The sequence below is a fragment of the Acinetobacter sp. V89_4 genome, assembly GCF_029967875.1.
GTDB classification, from domain to species: domain Bacteria; phylum Pseudomonadota; class Gammaproteobacteria; order Pseudomonadales; family Moraxellaceae; genus Acinetobacter; species Acinetobacter oleivorans.
Genome location: NZ_JASCAI010000016.1, coordinates 213,727 through 234,162 on the forward strand (window position 1 = coordinate 213,727; position 20,436 = coordinate 234,162).

Below are 20,436 nucleotides of genomic sequence, written 5' to 3' on the forward strand. Positions count from 1 at the left end.
ATTGAATTAACGACTATATTTTTTAAAAAGGATATAAATTAAAACAGCAAAAGGCAGCAGCAAAAACAGAACGCCCCAACTGAAACATATAGCAGCGAAAATAATTCCGCCAAATGTACTCATAAACAGTAAAGCAATGAGATAAATAAGTAATTCACCAAAAATAGCGGTAATGAGCTGATCTATAAACTCTTGAAAGAAACCACTACTACTTTCATTTTTAGTGCGCTTGTCTTTAGCCATGCTATTTTAATTAATAAAGTTATATATTGATTAGAAATAATACTGTAAATATATATCCTTTTCTCTACTATCATTATACTTTTCACTTAAGATTCATGATCGTGAAGAATCAATATTCAAAGATAATTAAAATCAGTTTATACGGCTTCATAACTTTAGCTGTGTTAGTTCTAGTTACATTTATTTGGTTTAAACCGATACGTGTTGTTTTCGCCCATCACCTGTTATTGTTACAGTGTGATGGTCAGATATGTGTAGATGATCCAAAGACAGAGCCTCTTGCAAAGATACTTTATAATCAGGCATTAAAAGAGACCCAAGATAAAGTAGGTGCTTTTCATCAACAACCCACTATGGTTTTTTGCTCAACTCCACAATGTGCAAATACCTTTGGTATGGAAAAAGCAGCCGCTAAAGCTGTTGGTAATTTGGGTTTATTGGTTGCACCGCGTGGCTGGAAAGATTTCTACATCACCCATGAGCTTATTCATCACCGTCAAGCCGAAGAATGGGGAAATATAGCAATGCTGACTAAACCCAAATGGCTAGTAGAAGGCATGGCTTATAGTTTAAGTGATGACCCACGCCCTAAGTTAACGGCACCCTTTCAACAATGGCGGACTCAATTTAAGCTTTGGCATCAACAAAACCCTGACCCAAATATTTGGCATACTACAGAGAAAGTTAAGTAATTTATTAAAGAGCTTCTAAAAACTTATTTTTTCCAAGAAGCTCTTGCTTTTAAATTAAATCGACCAGTCCTGAATTTCCCAGTTGTGCTCTTGAGCTAACTTTTCTAGACGATCATCAGGATTTACCGCAATCGCATGGGTTGCATATTCAAGTAAAAAACGGTCATTGATTGAATCTGAATACGCCCAAGACTCAGAGACGCTGCGCCCAGCTAACCAGTCATCTAGACGTGCAAGTTTGCCCTTTTGGTAACACGCCAAACCAGCAACTTTACCTGTATATTTCCCCTCAGCAACTTCAGCATTGGTTGCCAAAATTTCTGTAATTCCAAATTCACGGAAAATTGGTGCAGTAATAAAATCACTTGTTGCAGTAATTCCGACAATCGTATGACCTAAATCTTGATGTTTTTTGATTGCATCAAAACCCTTAGGACGCATTTGTGGGCGAATCACTTTTTGCATGAACAACTGGTGAAGTTCGGTTAAATAATTATTGTCGTGCTTTGTTAAAAATCCAAAGACAAATTCGTTATAAGCATATGGGTCAAGTTGCCCTGCTTTGTAATCTTCATAAAATTTATCATTCATCTGACGATGATGAACCGGATCAACCAAACCTTCATTGACTAAAAATTCACCCCACGAGTGGTCTGAATCGGTATTTAACAAGGTATGGTCTAAATCAAACAACGCCAGTTTCATGAAAATTCTCGTTTAAACTGAAATTTAAGAAAAAAAATGTAAATCTATCTCCGCTAGTCGATAGAAATTCGTTAAGATCGTAGCAATTTAAACATTTTACTTTGATCTTTTCGAGCTGGACATAAAAAAGTGTTTGTCCCCGCGATTAAAGTCAACGATATAGACAATATTTAGGTAGCCAAATGATCGACTCAGAAGGTTTCCGACCGAATGTCGGGATCATTTTGGCAAACGATGATGGACAGGTTTTATGGGCAAAGCGCATTGGTCACAATGCTTGGCAATTTCCACAAGGAGGCATTCAGTTTGGAGAAACTCCTGAACAGGCACTTTTTCGAGAACTGAGAGAAGAAATCGGCTTATTGCCCGAACATGTCCAGATTATTGCGCAAACCAAAGGATGGCTGCGTTATCGTTTGCCACATCGGTACATTCGGTCAGACTCTGACCCCGTATGTATCGGACAGAAACAAAAATGGTTTTTACTGAAATTAACTGCACATGCAAAAAATATTCAGTTAAACCTCTCCGACCCACCCGAATTCGATGAATGGCAGTGGGTTAGCTATTGGTATCCCCTTGGACAAGTGGTGAACTTCAAGCGTGATGTTTATCGCAAAGCCATGGTGGAGTTGTGTACACAGTTGCCGATGCAACAATTACCCTAAAAATCATTTATCTAGCAAATGATTTTTATTAAAAGTGCTGTTATAAATACATTCATAGTCTAAAAAAATACTGGAGTATACATCCATGTCAAACATGCAACTCGACACTTTACGGCGCATTGTCCAAGAGGTTAATGCGTCCGTCAGTTTGCATGAATCGTTAGACATCATGGTCAATCAGGTTGCTGAAGCCATGAAAGTGGATGTTTGCTCTATTTATTTACTCGATGAACGCAACCAGCGCTATGTTTTGATGGCCTCTAAAGGCTTAAATCCAGAATCTGTGGGCCATGTTTCACTTCAACTCGGTGAAGGCTTGGTCGGTCTGGTTGGGCAACGTGAAGAAATTGTTAACCTTGACAACGCACCAAAGCATGAGCGTTTCTTGTATTTACCTGAAACGGGCGAAGAAATTTATAACTCATTCCTTGGCGTACCTGTCATGTATCGCCGTAAGGTTATGGGCGTTTTGGTTGTACAAAACAAACTTCCTCAAGATTTTAGCGAAGCAGCCGAGTCATTTTTAGTCACTCTGTGTGCTCAGCTTTCTGGGGTTATTGCACACGCTCACGCGGTTGGAAATATTGACGTATTTCGTAAACCAAGTAATGGCCCTGCCTATAAAACCTTTCAAGGTGCTTCAGGTGCAGGCGGTGTTGCTTTAGGTCGCGCTATTATTTTATATCCACCTGCCGATTTAGCCTCAGTACCTGACCGTGAAGCAGAAGATATTAGTCATGAACTTCGACTTCTAGATCAAGCCATTTCATCAGTTCGTTCAGAGATTCGTTCTTTAGATGAAAAAATGCATGATTCATTAATGGCAGAAGAACGCGCTTTATTTAGTGTTTTCTTACGGATGCTTGATGAAAATGCATTACCAGCCGAAATTAAGGAACTTATTCGTGACGGGCATTGGGCACAAGGTGCAGTACGCCGTGTCATTGAAAAACATACTGCCCTATTTGCACAAATGGAAGACGACTATCTTCGTGAGCGAGTTTCTGATCTTAAAGATTTAGGCCGACGTATTTTAGCTTCGTTGCAAGAAGAAGATTCTAGCCACCGTGAACTGAGCCCAGACAGTATTTTAATTGGTGAAGAAATTAGTACTGCGGCACTCGTAGAGCTGCCAGTAGACAATATTGCAGCAATTGTGACATCAGAAGGTGCAGCCAACTCACATATGGTGATTGTGGCTCGTGCATTAGGTATTCCAACCGTAGTTGGTGTAACCGAACTGCCTGTTAACACACTTGATGATGCGGAAATGATTGTGGATGCCTATCAGGGCCGTGTTTTTGTTAATCCTCCACGTCGTTTACGCCAACGTTATAAAGAAATTCAAAAAGAAGATGAACAGATCGCAAAAGATCTCAAACAATATGAGACCAAAGAAGCGATTACGCCAGATGGTGTATCTGTTCAGCTTTATGTGAATACGGGTCTCATGATTGATGTCGTCCGCGGAGTACAACGTGGCGCACAAGGCGTGGGTCTATACCGAAGCGAAATTCCATTCATGTTACGGGAACGCTTCCCGGGTGAAGAAGAACAACGTGCAATTTATCGTCAACAGTTGAGCCACTTTGCCAACAAACCTGTGGTGATGCGAACTCTCGATATTGGTGCCGATAAAGACTTACCGTATTTCAGTATCGAAGAAGAAAACTCGGCATTAGGCTGGCGCGGTATTCGTTTCACGCTTGATCATCCTGAGATTTTCTCGTCACAAATTCGCGCCATGCTCAAAGCCAGTATTGGGCTAAATAATTTGCATATTTTATTGCCAATGGTCACTACAGTAAGTGAGGTCGAAGAAGTACTTTATTTACTTGAGCGTGACTGGATTGCGGTGCAAGAAGAAGAGCAAGTTAAAATTACTAAGCCTAAAATTGGAATTATGGTTGAGGTGCCAAGCGTATTGCTACAAATTGATGAGTTTGCTGAACTCGTCGATTTCTTCTCAGTCGGTTCAAATGACTTAACCCAATACTTACTCGCGGTTGATCGTAATAATCCACATGTAGCAAACGTTTACTCGCATTTCCACCCATCCATTTTACGTGCTTTATCTCGCTTGGTTAAAGAATGCCATGACCACAAAAAACCAATCAGTATTTGTGGTGAAATGGCAGGTGACCCATTATCGGCAATTTTACTCATGGCGATGGGCTTTAATACCCTTTCGATGAGTTCGAGTAACATTTTGCGAGTACGAAAAGCAATTTGTCATGTACCTATGACAGATGCACAAAAATTACTTGATGATGTTATGAAAATGAATAATCCACTCATTGTGAAAAGCTGGCTTGAGTACTATTTTAAAACTCACGGCCTAGCCGACATGGTCAAATCAAATCGAATCGTAAATGTTTAATATTTAAAAAAAGGAGAGTCATGCTCTCCTTTTTTCTTTCAAATAACTTAATAGAACTAAATATAAAAATTTCTTTTCTCTCTCTTATATCCAACTTTTTAAACGAAACTTCAATCGGTTTTTCAAATTAATATTTGCAATTTAATCCATTTGAAAAATAAGTCCTCTACTTCTACTATATTTAAAGAGCGTTATTCAAAGATCTTAAGTTGTTCCAGCAATTGAAGAGGTAATTCTATGCATCATTATTTTCAAACTTCATCTTATTTTTCCTCTTGTTTTTTAACCTTCATACAGTAAATTGGAGGAATAACAACTAAAGGAATCGGATGCATTATTAAATTAAAAATAATGAGCCGAAATCTTGATGAAAAGACTTTTTAAACGGTTTCTCTCATCATTTGCTCACTCATTTCTTTATTTGATAAACATGAGTTTTTAAACCAGAAGTCCAGGAAAATGAGCCCTACTACTTTATCAAGAGCTCAATAATTATTACCCAGAGAGAATATAATCATGTCAGACGAATCAAAATGCCCTTTTTCAGGCCATAAATCAAAACCAGAGGTAACGGTCGGTGGTGGTACGCCTAGTTTACACTGGTGGCCAAAACAACTACGCGTCGACCTACTCAACCAACATTCAGAACGTTCTAATCCACTCGGTAAAGATTTTAATTATCGTCAAGAGTTTAAAAAACTCGACTACTATACCCTCAAAGCTGATATCAAAAATGTATTAACCGATTCTCAAGATTGGTGGCCAGCCGATTGGGGAAATTATACAGGCTTATTTATTCGTTTAGCATGGCATGCTGCCGGCACATATCGTATGGGCGATGGCCGTGGTGGTGCTGGTCGCGGTCAGCAACGTTTTGCGCCATTAAATAGTTGGCCTGACAATGCGAGCTTAGATAAAGCACGCCGTTTGCTATGGCCAGTTAAACAAAAATACGGTCAAAAAATATCGTGGGCAGATTTATTTATTCTTGCCGGTAACATTGCGCTTGAGTCTTCTGGCTTCCGTACCTTTGGTTTTGGTGCGGGTCGTGAAGACGTTTGGGAACCAGACAACGATGTAAACTGGGGCGATGAAAAAGAATGGTTAGCTCATCGAAACTCTGAAGCATTGGAAGGCAGTAATCTCGCTGCAACCGAAATGGGTCTAATTTATGTAAACCCTGAAGGTCCGCAAGCCAGTGGTGATCCAAAATCGGCTGCACCATTTATTCGTGCGACTTTCGGCAACATGGCAATGGATGACGAAGAAATTGTTGCATTGATTGCAGGCGGCCATACCTTAGGTAAAACCCATGGTGCTGGCTCTGCTGACCATGTTCAGGCTGATCCTGAAGGTGCTCCAATTGAACAAATGGGCTTTGGCTGGTCAAATAGCTTTGGTACAGGCGTTGGTAAAGACGCGATCACTTCTGGCTTAGAAGTCATTTGGTCACAAACGCCAACACAATGGAGCAATTACTTCTTTGAAAACCTATTCAAATATGAGTGGGTACAAGAACGCTCACCTGCTGGCGCAATTCAATGGGTAGCAGCAGATGCTGAAGCGATCATTCCTGATCCATTCGATCCATCAATTAAACGTAAGCCAACAATGCTGACTACAGATTTGACCTTACGTTTTGATCCTGAGTTTGAAAAAATCTCTCGCCGCTTCCTTAACGATCCACAAGCTTTCGCCAATGCTTTTGCCCGTGCATGGTTCAAATTAACTCACCGCGATATGGGACCAAAAGCACGTTATCTAGGTCCTGAAGTTCCAGCTGAAGATTTAATTTGGCAAGATCCATTACCTGCTGCTAGCGCTGCACCATCGGCTGCCAGCATTGCTGATGCAAAAGCAAAAATTGTTGCACTAGGGCTATCTGCTGGCGAGTTGGTTTCTCTTGGTTGGGCTTCAGCGTCAACTTTCCGTGGTGGAGACAAGCGTGGCGGAGCAAACGGCGCACGTATTGCCTTATCACCGCAACGTGATTGGGAAGTAAACCAAAAAGCTGTTGAAACTTTAACTAAAATTGAAGAAATCAAAGCCTCAACTCAACTGTCATTGGCTGATCTCATTGTGTTAGCAGGTAACGTTGGTGTAGAGCAAGCTGCTCAAGCGGCAGGTTTCAACATTAGCGTTCCATTTGCCTCTGGTCGTGTTGATGCATTACAAAGTCAAACTGATGTCGAATCTTTCCAATTGCTCCGCGGCCTTGCCGATGGTTTTAGAAACTGGAAAAAAGAGGGTGTCAATGCAGCAACAGAAGCTTTATTAATTGATAAAGCACAGCAACTGACTTTAACTGCACCAGAGTTAACTGCATTGGTTGGTGGTTTACGTGTTCTAGGCACTAACTGGGATGGTTCGCAACACGGCGTATTCACTCAGCAGGTTGGCGTACTCAGCACAGACTTCTTCACGAACTTACTCGACATGTCTACTGTATGGGCACCTGTTGATTCAACAAGTGAAGTATTTGAAGGCAAAGACCGTAAAACAGGCACTGTAAAATTTACTGCAACGCGTAATGATTTAGTATTCGGTTCAAACTCAATCTTACGTGCACTGGTAGAAGTTTATGCTCAGGCCGATGGTAAAGAAAAATTTGTTCAAGACTTTGTAGCGGCATGGACTAAAGTCACGAATCTTGATCGTTTTGACTTAGCTTAATTTAAGTCAAAGTTAAAAAAGCCAGTTCAAATTGAACTGGCTTTTTTAATTAAATATAAAATGATGTAATTTTATACAGTCAATTTATGTCCTTCTCGAATGCAATAAAAAGGATTCGCAAGTTTCGATGAAGCTTTAATTGCTTGAGCTAGCGCATGTTCAGGATCTTCTCGGTCTTCGTCGGTCAACTGGAAAGTTCGATAATGAATCGCAACAGAACGATGAGCTTGCAAATCTAAATGTGCATGTACAGCATCTTGAGGGTTCATATGAACATAACTCATTAACTTGCGAGGTTCATAAGCTCCGATCGGAAGCAAAGCAACACGTGGTGCGCCATAACGAGCATGAATTTGCTTAAAATGCCCCGCATAACCCGTATCACCAGCAAAGAAACAATGCCCTGTTTTCGCTACAACCGAAAAGCCGCCCCAGAGTGCTTTATTCTGGTCACGTAAGCCACGTCCAGAACCATGCTGTGCAGGTGTATAGATTATTCTTAGTTCGTGATAGGGAATTTCTTGCCACCAATCCATCTCAATCACATGAAACTCTTTGGGTAGGTAAAAGCCATTCCCGAGTCCAGTGTAAATCGGCATTGCGAATTTTTTATGTAGCCACTCAAGGGTAGCCAAATCCATATGATCATAATGATTATGGCTGAGTAGAACACCATGAATCGTCGGCAATTGTTCTAGTGCAAAACCTGCTGGACACACACGACGAGGTCCACGACCCTGTGAAGGGCTTACATAATCACACCATACGGGATCGGTAATAAAGTTATAAGGCCCAATCTGAATCAATACCGTTGCATGTCCAACAAACCAAACTTGCCAGTCATCTAAATCTGCCTGAGGACGATTTTGAGGCAAGGCCACAGCCGTATTTACACGAGTATCGTATTCATTTTGAATATCAACTTTCCATGTAAAAGACTCACGTGTAACTAACCAACGTAATAGCTCTTTTGAGCCTCTAGCCGGTGATTTAGGCTGTTGGTTATAAAAACGTGTATCAGATTCACGCCCTGACTCGGGATGATAAAAAGGAGGTTTTATCCATGTATGCGTCCAACAGGACTGAGTCGGCAATTGATATGTTAATGTCGGCTTGTCTTTCATGGGCTTTTCTATGTTTTAGCATCGGCAGAATGGATGTGTTCAGGTTTCTATCTTAACAATTAAAACAAATTAAGCTATGGCACTTACACTTATTTATCATATAAATATCCCTTTTATTGTGGTCACAGCCAACATAAGTTGAATTAGATTGCCATAAAAAATACATAGATGTGTTGGGTTTATGCGTCGATAATTACCATTCTTATTAAGAGTGCTTGTATAACATAACAATAATTAGTCACGTGAAATTGTGGGTGAGTTACTTGTTTTTGCTTTGGTGAGCCCTACTTTTCCAACTTCAAACGTTTTGCCAGCTTATAGAACAAAATATTTAGTAACACTTAAATCCAACTCATTCTTAAAGAATTTATATTTTATATTTCTTCATTTTTGCATATTATGAGAATCACCTATACTAATATTTAAAACATTTAAATATTTCTTTGATTAAGTAAAAATAATGTATTTAAACTCCCCTAATTAATATATTTTATGAATTACTTGAACTTAGATTTATATATTAAATGTTTAATGAAAATTAAAATTCCATTTATTTTATAAATACCTAAAGTACCTTCACGCTATATCCCTTTATGCTTTATACTTCACATAAATCATAGTAAGACATTTTTTGGATTAGTCTTATGGAACTACGCCATCTCCGATATTTCATTACCGTTGCTGAAGAATTAAATTTTAGTAAAGCCGCCCTTAAACTTTTTACCGCACAACCCTCCCTTAGCCAACAGATTAAAGATTTAGAAGAAGATGTTGGTGTACGACTTTTAAATCGCACTAAACGTAAAGTTGAATTAACCGAAGAAGGTGAAGTCTTTTTAGAACATGCTCGTCTAACCCTTGCTCAAGCTGAAAAAGCAGTTGCTCTGGCACGACAGGTTTCTAAGGCTAAACAGCAACTGCTCCGTATCGGTTTTGTTCCCATTGCAGAAATGAAAATTTTTCCTTACGTTCTTCCTAATCTGCGATTACAACACCCCGATCTCATCATTGAACTATCTAATCTAAATAATACTGAACAACTTAAATCCTTAAAAAAAGGTGAGTTAGACATTACCTTTACTCGAGAAAATACAGATAGTGATGAGATCCAAAGCCAATTTGTTTTGACTGAACCCTTGATTTTTTTACTTCCTAAAAATCATCCACTTACTCAATATGAACGAATTCCTGTTCATGCGTTACAAGGCGTTGACTTTATTATTCCTGCTGCCGAGCAGTCACAAACATTACATAACACGATTTTAGACTTTGCCAAAACTCACAATATTGACCTCAATATTGTTCAAAAAGCAGATAGCATGTTGTTTAATATTAACTCTCTTGGTTCTGGATTAGGTTGTACAATTTTACCTGCTTACGTTGCACCTTTAGGCATCAAAAATACAGTAGTCCGCCCTCTTGATGTCGAGTTACCGACATTGGATTTATTCGTAAATTACCGTAGAAATTCACAGTCTTTAGGGGTTCAAAAATTTATTGATCAACTCACTAAAGTATTTCATCTGGATAAAAACTTAACTCACACCTAATCAGAGAAGCTATATTTTATTTTAAGCCTATGATTAATAAGGGCACCTTTATAAAAGGTATAAGTAAATAATATTTTTTATTTATTTTATACTTTTTATAAACAGTTTAGCCCGCGCTTTTGTTCTATTTTACCTACTCGGTAAAAGCAAATATCTCTTAAATACAATTTAAAAACTTGGAATAAAATCTATATAAAACTGGATATTATTTTCACCATTTAATAAAAAATAATATATTTACCATTTAGTAAAAGGAGATTAGGAAAATGGTTGCAGTATTTCAACATCTTGGACGTAGTGTACTAAACCGCCCTCATTTCTTTATTGCTTTATTTATAGGATTTATCACAGCGAGTATTCTCACATGGTTCACTTCATGGAAATGGTCAACTATTTTATTAGTCAGCTGGAATACTTCGATTAGTATATATTTACTACATGTTTGGCAGCTCATGAAAAGTGCTGATCATTCACAAATGCAGCAGCAAGCCAAAAAACAAGATGAAAGCAAATGGGTCATTATGCTGATTGTTCTATTGGCTTTAACCATGTGTCTAGTTGCTATTTTAATACAGCTCTCACAGCTTCCTTCTGATCATTCTGCAAAGTTAGGCCATGTGGCTTTAGCTTTACTCACTATTGTTTCTGCATGGCTTTTTATGCATACCGTTTTTGCACTACATTATGCCCATGATTTTTATATGGCTTTATCTAGAAATGAAGAAAATGGTGGTCTAGATTTTCCGGGAACAAAACAACCCACTTATCCTGATTTTCTATATTTTAGTTATATTATTGGCACCTCTGCCCAAACTGCCGACGTTTCGATTACCACCAAACACATGCGTCTTTTAAACTTATTTCACGCGGTGTTGTCTTTTGGGTTTAATACCACCATTTTAGCGATCTGTATTAACGTTGCTGCTGGTTTTCTTACCAACTAAAACTTGCATTTAGGAAATAAAAAAGTCACCCAAATGGGTGACTCTAAACAGCAGAGGTTTACAACAATGAGCCCATCGTGCTTTGTTTTAAGCCTTCACGTTGCTTGATGGTTTCAACATAACGCGTAATAGCAGGATGAGATTCAATCGCTCCCATTTTCAATTGCCATAACAGCATTGCTCCCACGCTTACATCTGCGACGGTAAACTGTTCGCCACACACATACGGATTTGCTTCATTAAGCCCTTGTACTAAAGCTTGGTAGGCATCGTTGTAATCACCATAACCCACAAACATTTTTTGCTCAGGGGATACATCTATTCCGAGGGCTTTATCAACACCAGCAGCTTCCCATGGGCCTGCCATCAAAAATAACCAGCGATAGTACAAACCACGTTTAGGATCATCTAATGCAGGAGCTAAACCTTTATCGAAAAATTTATCAGCAAGATAAGCACAGATTGCACCTAGCTCATAAATCACGACATCACCATCTACCAATACTGGCACTTTTCCAAAAGGATTAATTTTTAGATATTCCGGTGTTTTCATTTCAGTCTTGTATTCGACTTCAATACGTTCACACTCAACACCTAATTCGACTAAAAGCCAGTCGACCACAACACCACGTGATTCTTTGTTAGTATAAAGTTTAAGGCTCATTTTTATGGCTCCTTGTTTATCGTGGAACCTAGTCTACAAAACCTCTTTGTCAGTTTTTGTCAGTAGTCTTTGACTCTTGTGCCCACCACTGCTCAAATAGTTTTTGCTTAAATGAGGGATATAATTCTTGGCTTAAACTCAGCTGTTGAATACGATCGAGTCTAAAATGTCTAAAATCCTGCCTGAGTTCACACCATGCAGCCAATAAAATTTTGTCATTAAAATATCCCAAGGCAAAAGGCCACAAGGTTCGGACACTACTTCGTTGCTGCTCATCATGATAATGCAGCGAAATTTTAACTTGCTGCCGAATAGCTAAACGCACCTGCTCGACTCGATTTTCATCTACAGGCAACCACGTGTTAAACGCTCTTAAAGTCGTGTGCTGTAATAAATATTGTCGATGCTCGGGCAAAACAGAATTCAATTTAGCTAATACAGATGTAGATGCCGATTGTAACGATTGATCTGGCACACTCTTTAACCAATACAATGCCAGAAAAATAGCTTCGACTTCATTTTCATTAAGTGTCATTGGTGGCAGTACAATATCTTCTTTAAGTTGAAAACCTATACCTGCCGATGCCTCAATTGCTACACCCTGCTCACGTAAGCTATCGATATCGCGATAGACACTTCGGACACTAATTCCCATACGTTCAGCGAGAACTTGTGCAGTGATTGGATAACGGGCTTCTCGAAGTTGTTGTAAAAGATTTAATAGACGAATAGAACGACTCATTTTTCTCTTCTTATTGTTATTAGACATACAATAAGAGGGAATAAATCCCCCTTCTTATATTATTCTAAATTATGCAACATCTACCGTAGATAACTTTGCATACTCTCTTAAAAAGTTGTGCAGCTCAGGTACATCTTTAGCAATCGTTAAAGGCTGAAACTGTTGTAGAATTTCGATCGAATGCACACCATAGCCCACACCAATTCGTGGCATGTTTAACCGCTGAGCCATCTCAAGATCATAGCTACTATCACCAATCATTACTGCACGTTCAACACTCACTCCAGTGATTGTTAAGATTTCTTGCAACATTAGCGGATCTGGTTTCGATCGAGTTTCATTGGCTGCTCGAGTCACATCAAAAAGATGAGTACTCTGTGTTTTTGCGATTACACGATCTAGCCCACGACGGTTTTTACCTGTTGCGACTGCAAGTTTTAAACCTTGCGCTTTTAAATCATGTAGTAGCTCAGCAATACCATCGAACCATGCATCATTTGTAGAGTTTGCAATATAGTGATCGCCATATGCTTTTAAAATTGAGTCATGTAACTCAGGTGCTTCTGGAAATAGGGTTTGCATAACTTCAGGCAAGCCTAAACCAATAATGCTTTTTGCTGCTTCATCTGTTAAAGGCAATTCATGTTGTTCTGCTGCATGTTGCAAGCTAGCAACAATCTGCCCAACAGAGTTATATAAAGTCCCATCCCAGTCGAAAATAACTAATTCGGTTTTTAGACTCATTTTGCCACTCTCAAAGCCTTTAATAACTGGGCCATGTCTTCTGGTAAAGGTGCTTCAATCGGTGGATAACCTGGAATCTCTAAACGCATCGCATGTAAACATAGACGACGTGCTTCAGGGCCAGTGTACTCAGTCGTGTGCCCATATTTATCGTCACCAATCAAAGGGTGTCCAATGCTTAAACCATGCACACGAATCTGATGAGTACGGCCAGATAAAGGTGATGCATGAACCAGAGTCGCATTTTTAAAGCGCTCTGCTACAACCCATTCGGTTTTACTTGGTTTACCATCTTTAGTCACACGTACACGACGCTCGCCATTTGCCAACTCATATCTCAATAAAGGTGCATCAATCAGCTGTTTATCTAAGCTCACTTGCCCTTTAACAATCGCTGCATAGGTTTTACGAATTTTGTGCTCACGCAACATATCTTGTAGTTGTTTTAATGTGCTACGTTTTTTACTAATCATGACCAGACCAGAAGTATCACGGTCAATACGATGAATAAGTTCTAAATATTTTTTGCCTGTCGCTGCACGTAGTGCCTCAATCAAACCATACGCCATACCACTACCACCATGGACAGCAATACCTGAAGGTTTATTTACAACTAACAAACCTTCATCTTCATAGACCACACGGCTTAATAGACCTTGTGCCACACTGTCACTGACAGGAGCAGCTGTTTCGTCTTTTTGTTCGTAACGAATTGGAGCAACACGAATCTGATCACCAATCTCAAGTTTAGTCTCAGCTTTAACACGTTTTTTATTTACTCGAACCTGACTTTCACGAATCAAACGATAAATACGACTTTTAGGTACACCTTTTAAACGCGAGAACAGGAAATTATCAATTCGCTGTCCTGCTTGATGTTCATCCACCTCAAACCAAGTGACACTTTGCCATTGCTGTGTAGAATTCATACTAATATTTAAACCTGAAATTTTGCTAAATTTGATTAATAAATGACCGTTTAGCTTAGTTTTTTCACAAGAAATCTAAGCTTAGCCCATAGGCAGATGCTGCAAGGTTTGATATAGTCAGCGCACGGATACCGCCGTAAGTGAACATCTAATAGGGAATTTCCCTGATTGAAACCTCAATCAAAATGATGCTTTCACCATCAGCTCGGATAGGTCCTAAAGAATTATGCCGACGCCGAAGGCTTATTATATCGGCAAAATGACAAACTGTTGCGTTTAATTCAGTTTGTTCAAAAAAATATGTTACCAACTCTAGTTGGTTATGGAACGTAAACTGATACACATCAGACAAATCGCTCCTTAATGTTGTCTTCAGGCTAAAGCGTTGATGCATTGGAACTGCCGAAAGCACCGATACGATGAACATTCCGTATCAAACTTCCAAAAAGAAGTCACTTCGCGCTCAATGACAGTGAAAGTCATTAACCAATGTACCGCTCACCCGCCAGTGAAGCACTAAGGAAGTCCGATTTAAAGGTTGAAGCAGTATTGCCTACATCACAGACGAGAATCGAAGTTAAGGCTAAATGTAGCCGGTAACAGATGACTCAGACCACAAATATTTTGAGATCTGGGAAATGATCCGTCATGTTCGATGTTCGTTCAGAACCTTTAAGTTTGTGCGATATGTTTGTGTGGGTCACTATTAGGTGTCACACCCATGAAACGTATGTTGATTAATGCAACTCACGCAGAAGAAGTCCGCGTTGCACTTATCACTGGTAATCGTCTTTACGATTTTGATTTAGAAAATCGTACCCGAGAACAGAAAAAATCCAATATCTATAAAGGCCATGTAACCCGCGTAGAACCTTCTTTAGAAGCTGTGTTTGTTGAATATGGCGCAGGCCGTCAAGGCTTCTTGTCTATGCGCGAAATTGCGAATAGTTATTTCCAAGCAGACCCGCGACAAACTTCAAACATTCGTGAACTCATCACTGAAGGTACTGAATTACTTGTTCAGGTTGAAAAAGAAGAACGTGGTAACAAAGGCGCTGCCCTTTCTACATTCATCTCACTAGCAGGACGTTATTTGGTTCTTATGCCAAACAACCCGAAAGGCGGTGGTATTAGCCGTCAAATTTCAGGTTCTGTACGTGAAGAGTTAAAAGAAATTTTAGCTTCTTTAAATTTACCTCGCGGCATGAGTGTTATTGTGCGTACCGCAGGTATTGGCCGTACTCAAGAAGAATTACAGTTAGATTTACAGCATTTGCTTGACCTCTGGGCACAAATCCAAGGCACTGCAAGTTCTGGTCCGTCTCCAATGCTTGTTCACCAAGAAGCTGGCGTAGTTACTCGTGCTATCCGCGATTACTTACGTGATGACGTTGCAGAAATTTTAATTGATAGCGAACAAGCTTATAACGAAGCGTATAACTTTGTTAAAGCAGTTATGCCACGTCAATTAGACAAACTTAAAACTTATACTTTAAACGAGCCGTTGTTTGCTCATTTTGGTATTGAAAGCCAAATTCAAACTGCTTACGAGCGTGAAGTAAAACTTCCTTCTGGTGGTTCTATTGTAATTGACCAGACTGAAGCTTTAGTTTCAATCGACATTAACTCTGCGAAATCGACTCGTGGACATGACGTTGAAGAAACTGCACTTAATACAAACCTAGAAGCAGCAGAAGAAATTGCTCGCCAACTTCGTCTTCGTGACATTGGCGGTTTAGTTGTTATCGACTTTATCGATATGACTAAAGAACGCAACCAACGCATGGTTGAAGCAAAACTTCGTGAAGCAACACAAAGCGACCGTGCACGAATCCAGTTTGGCCAACTCTCTCGCTTTGGCTTAATGGAAATGAGCCGTCAACGCTTACGCCCATCACTTGAAGAAGCAACTGGATATGTTTGCCCACGCTGTCATGGCACGGGTATGGTGCGTGACTTACGTTCACTTTCGCTTTCAATTATGCGTAAAGTAGAAGAAATTGCGCTTCGTGAACGTCACGGTGAAGTACAAGTAGAAGTTCCTGTTGAAATTGCAGCGTTCTTACTCAATGAAAAACGCCATAGCCTTGTTTATTTAGAACAAACTTCTGGTGTTCGTGTGACTGTTTTACCTCACCCGCACTTAGAAACACCTCACTATGAAATTCAGTACAATCCAGATGGATTTGCACCATCTAGCTATGAGCGTACTGAAGCAACTCGCTCAAGTGAGAAAGAGTTAGGTTATGAATCTTCTGAATGGCATTTAGAAGAAGCTGACCATGGCCATGCTCATGCAGCACCTGCTGCAAATAACGCGGCTGGTCAAAAGAAAGCAAATCAAGCAGCTCAACCTTCTGCTGCTCAGCCAAGCACTCAAAAAGCAGCAAGCCCTCTTGCATGGTTAGAGAACCTTTTTGTTCAAAAACAAGCTAAAACTATTGATCAATCTCGTTCAGCACAAAATGCTGCTGCGACAATTGAACAAATGGTCAATACTGGCGCTGTAAGCCGTGGCCAGTTTGGACAAGTTGCAGTACCGTCAGTTGCTGAAACTGTTGCAGCTCCATCTAATAATGCTTACATTTCACAGTCTCCTGCTAAACAGGAAGTTCGTGAAAATGTTGAAAAAGACGATAAAGTACAACAACGTCCAAACAACAAAAAACGTAAGCACAAAGAGCAACGTGAACAACATCACCATGCTCAAGAGCCACAACAACAGCAACAACCACAACAGGTCCACGAAGAAGTTGTACAGTTATCACGTCAAGAACAACGTGAGTTAAAACGTCAACAAAAACGTCAGCACCCAGATCAGTCACATCAACAACATCAAAATGATGGACAACAAACTGAAAATGCCGTGCCGCGTCGTGACCGTAATAATCAACAACGTCCGAACCGTCCAAATCGCCACCGCGATCCAAGTGTATTGAATGAAAATCAAAATGCACCGGCGGCACCAGTAGTTGTTGATGAGAAACAAATTAAGGTTGATTTGATTGATGCTCCAAAGCATGAAGTCATGAATACAGCCTTAGTAATCAATGTTGATCAGGCACAAAGCGAAATTATTGCTTTGACTCCAGAGCAACCTGTTGAACGCACTGAAACAGCACCTGTTGTTGAAGTCGCTCAAGAGCCAGCTCCAGCACCTGTTGCAGTTGTAGAAGAAGCAGTCCCTGCCAAAGCAGAAGAAACGACGACTCCTCCTGCAGACAGCAAAGCTCAACCGCAAATTCAACGTGCGAGCAATGACCCTCGTATGCGTCGTCGTGAACAACGTAACGCGAAACGTGCTAAAGCTGCGGTACCATCAATTGCCCCATCGCAAATTCCAACGTTGGCGCAATATACGATTGGTAGCTTGATTCGTCATGTTTATGGTGAAGACTGCACAGTATTGATTGAACAGTTTGGTTTAGTTCCAACATTCAATCGTGCATTGCAGAAGTTTGCTGAACAATACGCTAGTACGCTAGCAACAGAAGTCGTGTCTGATGCTGAAGACAAAAAGCCTGTTACTCGTGATGCAGAGCTTCCAAGCAACAAGCCATCACAAGAAGCAGAGCCTGCGCCTGTACTTGCATTGACGCCACAAAAAGAGCAAACACCACGTGTTGCTAATGATCCACGTGAGCGTCGTCGTTTAGCAAAACTTGCTGCTGAACAAGCTTTTGAGCAAGTTAAACAACAACACGCTGCACCAGAAGAAGCTGCACCTGTAGCTCCAGCTGTTGAAGAAACGGTTGTTGCTCCTGCTGCTGAAACACAAGCACCTGTTGAGTCAAAACAACAACCGCTTGAGCTTGATCAAGTGGCTGAAGTAGCTCAAAGTGAAACAAATGCAGAAGAAACACCAGCGACAACTGTAGTTGAAGCTCCGGTTGTTAAACAGCCTAAAGCATCTGCAAGAGCAAAAGCTGCCGCAGAACAGGCTGTAGCACCAACAGAAGCTACTGCAGAAGTTGAATCAGACGATTCTAAGGCAGATCAGGACAAACCAAGTCGTCCTCCTCGTCGCCCTCGTGGTCGTCCACCAAAGAAAGCAAATCCTGTAGCTGAGTAAATCATTTGCTCAATTGCAGCTAATTTAAACAAACCTAGTCATTTCGATGACTAGGTTTTTTTTGTTATTTTTAACCAATTAGGTTGATTGCACTAGAAGAAAAGTTTTAAAAGCATGGTGAACCATGAAAAACACTGTACTTTTGCCAACGCAACCTTTTTTGGATTGATCGAAAAATAAATAGGATTGATATGAGCCAGACAACACAGACCGATATCATTACGCTTGGTGATGTTGCAACAAGACTTCCTAGCTTCATCCCCAAAGTACCCCATATCCTGAATGGTCTTAAACAGGCTTACTTAAGAACAGCAAATACACCAACGGGATTGGGTGTAGCTTTTGAAAAAGCTGTTAAGCGAAATCCGCAAGGCATTGCTTTATTATTTGAAGATCAACGTTATTCATATGAAGCTTTAAACGAATGGGCTAACCAAATTTCTCACTATTATCTATCTCTTGGCGCACAGAAAGGTGACGTGATTGCCGTAATGGTTGAGAACCGTTCTGAGCTTATTGCCACGATTGTAGGTTTAGCTAAAATTGGGGTAACAATTGCGCTTGTGAATACCTCTCAAGTAGGTAAGGTCCTCGCTCATAGTATCAATCTTGTAAAACCAATTGCCGTAATTGCAGGTGAAGAAGTTCGAGCGGTCATTGATGAAATTCGTCAGGACCTAAATGTTCCTAAAGACCGTTTTCATTGGTTTGCAGATCAGGCTACACGTCAAGATGCAGGAACTGCACCTCAAGGTTATGCCAATCTTGCAATAGAAATTGATCAATTTCCAAAATTTAACCCATCAACTACGCAATCTGTTCATGGAAATGATGGCCTGTTTTATATTTATACTTCAGGCACAACAGGCTTACCAAAGGCTGTTATTTTCAAACACAGTCGCTGGACACTTGCCTATGGTACTTATGGGCACATTTTAAACCTTGGCCCAGATGATGTGATGTATGTAACGTTACCGCTTTACCATGCAACAGGTGTCGTAGTTTGCTGGTGTGGTGTGATTGCGGGAAGTTCTACCCTTGCAATTCGACGTAAATATTCAACCAGTGCCTTCTGGAAAGATGTTCAGAAATTTAATGCCTCTGCAATTGGCTATGTAGGAGAGCTTTGTCGTTACTTAATGGATGCCCCTCCTACAGAAATTGACCGCGCCCACCGCGTAACCAAAATGATCGGTAATGGCATGCGTCCAAACATCTGGGATAAGTTCAAACAACGTTTTGGTGTGCAAGAAGTTCTTGAGCTTTATGCATCAAGTGAAGGCAATGTCGGGTTTAGTAATATTTTTAACTTTGACAATACAGTAGGCTTCTCTCCTACGCCATATGCCATTATTGAGTTTGATAAAGAGAAAAATGAACCCGTCCGCGATAAAAAGGGCTGGTGTAAAAAAGTTAAAGCCGGTGAAATTGGTTTGCTAGTGGGTAAAATTACCAGTCGCTCGCCTTTTGACGGCTATACAGACCCAGAAAAGAATAAATCTGTGATTATGAAAGATGTCTTTAAAAAAGGTGACTCATATTTCAACACAGGTGACCTTGTTCGTAATATTGGTTTCCGTCATGCCCAGTTTGTTGACCGCTTAGGCGATACCTTCCGCTGGAAAGGCGAAAATGTATCTACTACTGAAGTTGAGAACATGGTTTGTGAGTATGACAAGATCGCTGAAGCGGTGGTTTATGGGGTAGAAATTCCAAATACCAATGGTCGTGCTGGTATGGCAGCAATCACACTTGCTGATGGCGCTGAGCTAAATGAGTCTGACTTAACCGAAATGGTTACTATATTTAAAAAATGCTTGCCTGCTTATGCAGTACCCGTGTTTTTACGAGTGCAAGCTAAAGTTGAAACAACAGGTACTTTTAAATATCAAAAGAATAAATTGAAGGAAGATTCGTTTAATCCAAGCAAAACTTCTGAACGTTTACTCGCTTTATTACCTGGTACAAACAGTTATTGTGATGTCACAACTGAAATTTTTGACAACATTCAGGCATATAAATACCGTTTTTAGTTCATTTTTTAGCTAAACAAGAGGAAATCGTGCTTTTTATAGGCAATCATGCAAATGTTTTTGATTTACCTCTTGTGTTAGTTGAATAACTTGCTAAAATACGCGACATCAAAACGATACGGGTCGTTAGCTCAGTTGGTAGAGCAGCGGACTTTTAATCCGTTGGTCCCGCGTTCGAGTCGCGGACGACCCACCACTTATCTGTTTTGAACCTATTTGGGTCGTTAGCTCAGTTGGTAGAGCAGCGGACTTTTAATCCGTTGGTCCCGCGTT

The 20,436-nt window shown here is 40.2% G+C and carries 15 protein-coding genes and 1 tRNA gene; 9 read left to right on the forward strand and 7 right to left on the reverse strand.

Going from position 1 to position 20,436, the window contains the following annotated elements; translation table 11 throughout:
• Nucleotides 1-6: 6 nt before the first annotated feature.
• Entirely contained in the window at nt 7-243 is a 237-nt protein-coding gene (locus QLG01_RS05340) for a hypothetical protein (protein WP_282495976.1), read from the reverse strand.
• Between the two features lie 95 nt (nt 244-338).
• Between QLG01_RS05340 and QLG01_RS05345 the strand changes: the two genes are divergently transcribed.
• Nucleotides 339-935: a hypothetical protein gene (locus QLG01_RS05345; protein ID WP_282495977.1), complete on the forward strand. Its 597-nt coding sequence runs from the start codon at nt 339-341 to the stop codon at nt 933-935.
• 54 nt (nt 936-989) lie between these two features.
• Here the strand turns inward: QLG01_RS05345 and QLG01_RS05350 are convergent, their stop codons facing one another.
• Nucleotides 990-1,640 carry an HAD family hydrolase gene (locus QLG01_RS05350; protein ID WP_151988875.1) on the reverse strand — a complete coding sequence of 217 codons (651 nt, stop codon included), beginning with the start codon at nt 1,638-1,640 and terminating at the stop codon, nt 990-992.
• Nucleotides 1,641-1,822: 182 nt separating this feature from the next.
• On the opposite strand from QLG01_RS05350, the gene QLG01_RS05355 reads away from it, so the two are divergent.
• From QLG01_RS05355 to katG, 3 genes are all read left to right on the forward strand, one after another.
• Nucleotides 1,823-2,308 (forward strand): RNA pyrophosphohydrolase, encoded by a 486-nt coding sequence (locus tag QLG01_RS05355; RefSeq protein ID WP_004794866.1) that lies wholly within the window; start codon nt 1,823-1,825, stop codon nt 2,306-2,308.
• A gap of 85 nt (nt 2,309-2,393) precedes the next feature.
• Complete coding sequence (gene ptsP, locus QLG01_RS05360) at nt 2,394-4,688, forward strand: phosphoenolpyruvate--protein phosphotransferase (protein ID WP_004794867.1); 2,295 nt, start codon at nt 2,394-2,396, stop codon at nt 4,686-4,688.
• A gap of 516 nt (nt 4,689-5,204) precedes the next feature.
• The gene (katG, locus tag QLG01_RS05365) at nt 5,205-7,361 is read left to right on the forward strand and encodes a catalase/peroxidase HPI (protein ID WP_282495978.1); all 2,157 of its coding nucleotides are present in this window, start codon (nt 5,205-5,207) and stop codon (nt 7,359-7,361) included.
• Nucleotides 7,362-7,432: 71 nt separating this feature from the next.
• Here the strand turns inward: katG and QLG01_RS05370 are convergent, their stop codons facing one another.
• A complete protein-coding gene (locus QLG01_RS05370; RefSeq protein WP_282495979.1) occupies nt 7,433-8,485 on the reverse strand; it encodes an MBL fold metallo-hydrolase in 1,053 nt (350 codons plus the stop codon).
• Nucleotides 8,486-9,129: 644 nt separating this feature from the next.
• Here QLG01_RS05370 and hcaR point away from each other — a divergent pair.
• Both hcaR and QLG01_RS05380 read left to right on the forward strand, forming a co-directional pair.
• Nucleotides 9,130-10,035: a DNA-binding transcriptional regulator HcaR gene (gene hcaR, locus QLG01_RS05375; protein ID WP_004794873.1), complete on the forward strand. Its 906-nt coding sequence runs from the start codon at nt 9,130-9,132 to the stop codon at nt 10,033-10,035.
• Between the two features lie 266 nt (nt 10,036-10,301).
• Nucleotides 10,302-10,979, forward strand: a complete 678-nt coding sequence (locus QLG01_RS05380) for a DUF1345 domain-containing protein (RefSeq protein ID WP_049837944.1) — start codon at nt 10,302-10,304, stop codon at nt 10,977-10,979.
• A 58-nt stretch (nt 10,980-11,037) separates the two neighbouring features.
• On the opposite strand, the gene QLG01_RS05385 is transcribed toward QLG01_RS05380, so the two are convergent.
• From QLG01_RS05385 to QLG01_RS05400, 4 genes are all read right to left on the reverse strand, one after another.
• Nucleotides 11,038-11,643: a glutathione S-transferase family protein gene (locus QLG01_RS05385; protein WP_151988878.1), complete on the reverse strand. Its 606-nt coding sequence runs from the start codon at nt 11,641-11,643 to the stop codon at nt 11,038-11,040.
• A gap of 49 nt (nt 11,644-11,692) precedes the next feature.
• Nucleotides 11,693-12,385 carry a YafY family protein gene (locus QLG01_RS05390; RefSeq protein WP_192455166.1) on the reverse strand — a complete coding sequence of 231 codons (693 nt, stop codon included), beginning with the start codon at nt 12,383-12,385 and terminating at the stop codon, nt 11,693-11,695.
• Nucleotides 12,386-12,454: 69 nt separating this feature from the next.
• Nucleotides 12,455-13,129, reverse strand: coding sequence for an HAD-IA family hydrolase (locus QLG01_RS05395; protein ID WP_282495980.1), 675 nt, complete (start codon nt 13,127-13,129; stop codon nt 12,455-12,457).
• Nucleotides 13,126-14,058 carry an RluA family pseudouridine synthase gene (locus QLG01_RS05400; protein WP_282495981.1) on the reverse strand — a complete coding sequence of 311 codons (933 nt, stop codon included), beginning with the start codon at nt 14,056-14,058 and terminating at the stop codon, nt 13,126-13,128. Before QLG01_RS05400 ends, QLG01_RS05395 begins: the two co-directional genes overlap by 4 nt.
• Nucleotides 14,059-14,779: 721 nt before the next feature.
• On the opposite strand from QLG01_RS05400, the gene QLG01_RS05405 reads away from it, so the two are divergent.
• The 3 genes from QLG01_RS05405 to QLG01_RS05415 all read left to right on the forward strand — a co-directional run bounded on the left by QLG01_RS05405 (nt 14,780) and on the right by QLG01_RS05415 (nt 20,359).
• Nucleotides 14,780-18,130 (forward strand): Rne/Rng family ribonuclease, encoded by a 3,351-nt coding sequence (locus QLG01_RS05405; RefSeq protein WP_282495982.1) that lies wholly within the window; start codon nt 14,780-14,782, stop codon nt 18,128-18,130.
• A gap of 191 nt (nt 18,131-18,321) precedes the next feature.
• The gene (locus tag QLG01_RS05410; RefSeq protein ID WP_192455169.1) at nt 18,322-20,163 is read left to right on the forward strand and encodes a long-chain-acyl-CoA synthetase; all 1,842 of its coding nucleotides are present in this window, start codon (nt 18,322-18,324) and stop codon (nt 20,161-20,163) included.
• A gap of 120 nt (nt 20,164-20,283) precedes the next feature.
• Nucleotides 20,284-20,359 (forward strand) — tRNA-Lys (locus tag QLG01_RS05415).
• Nucleotides 20,360-20,436 lie beyond the last annotated feature (77 nt).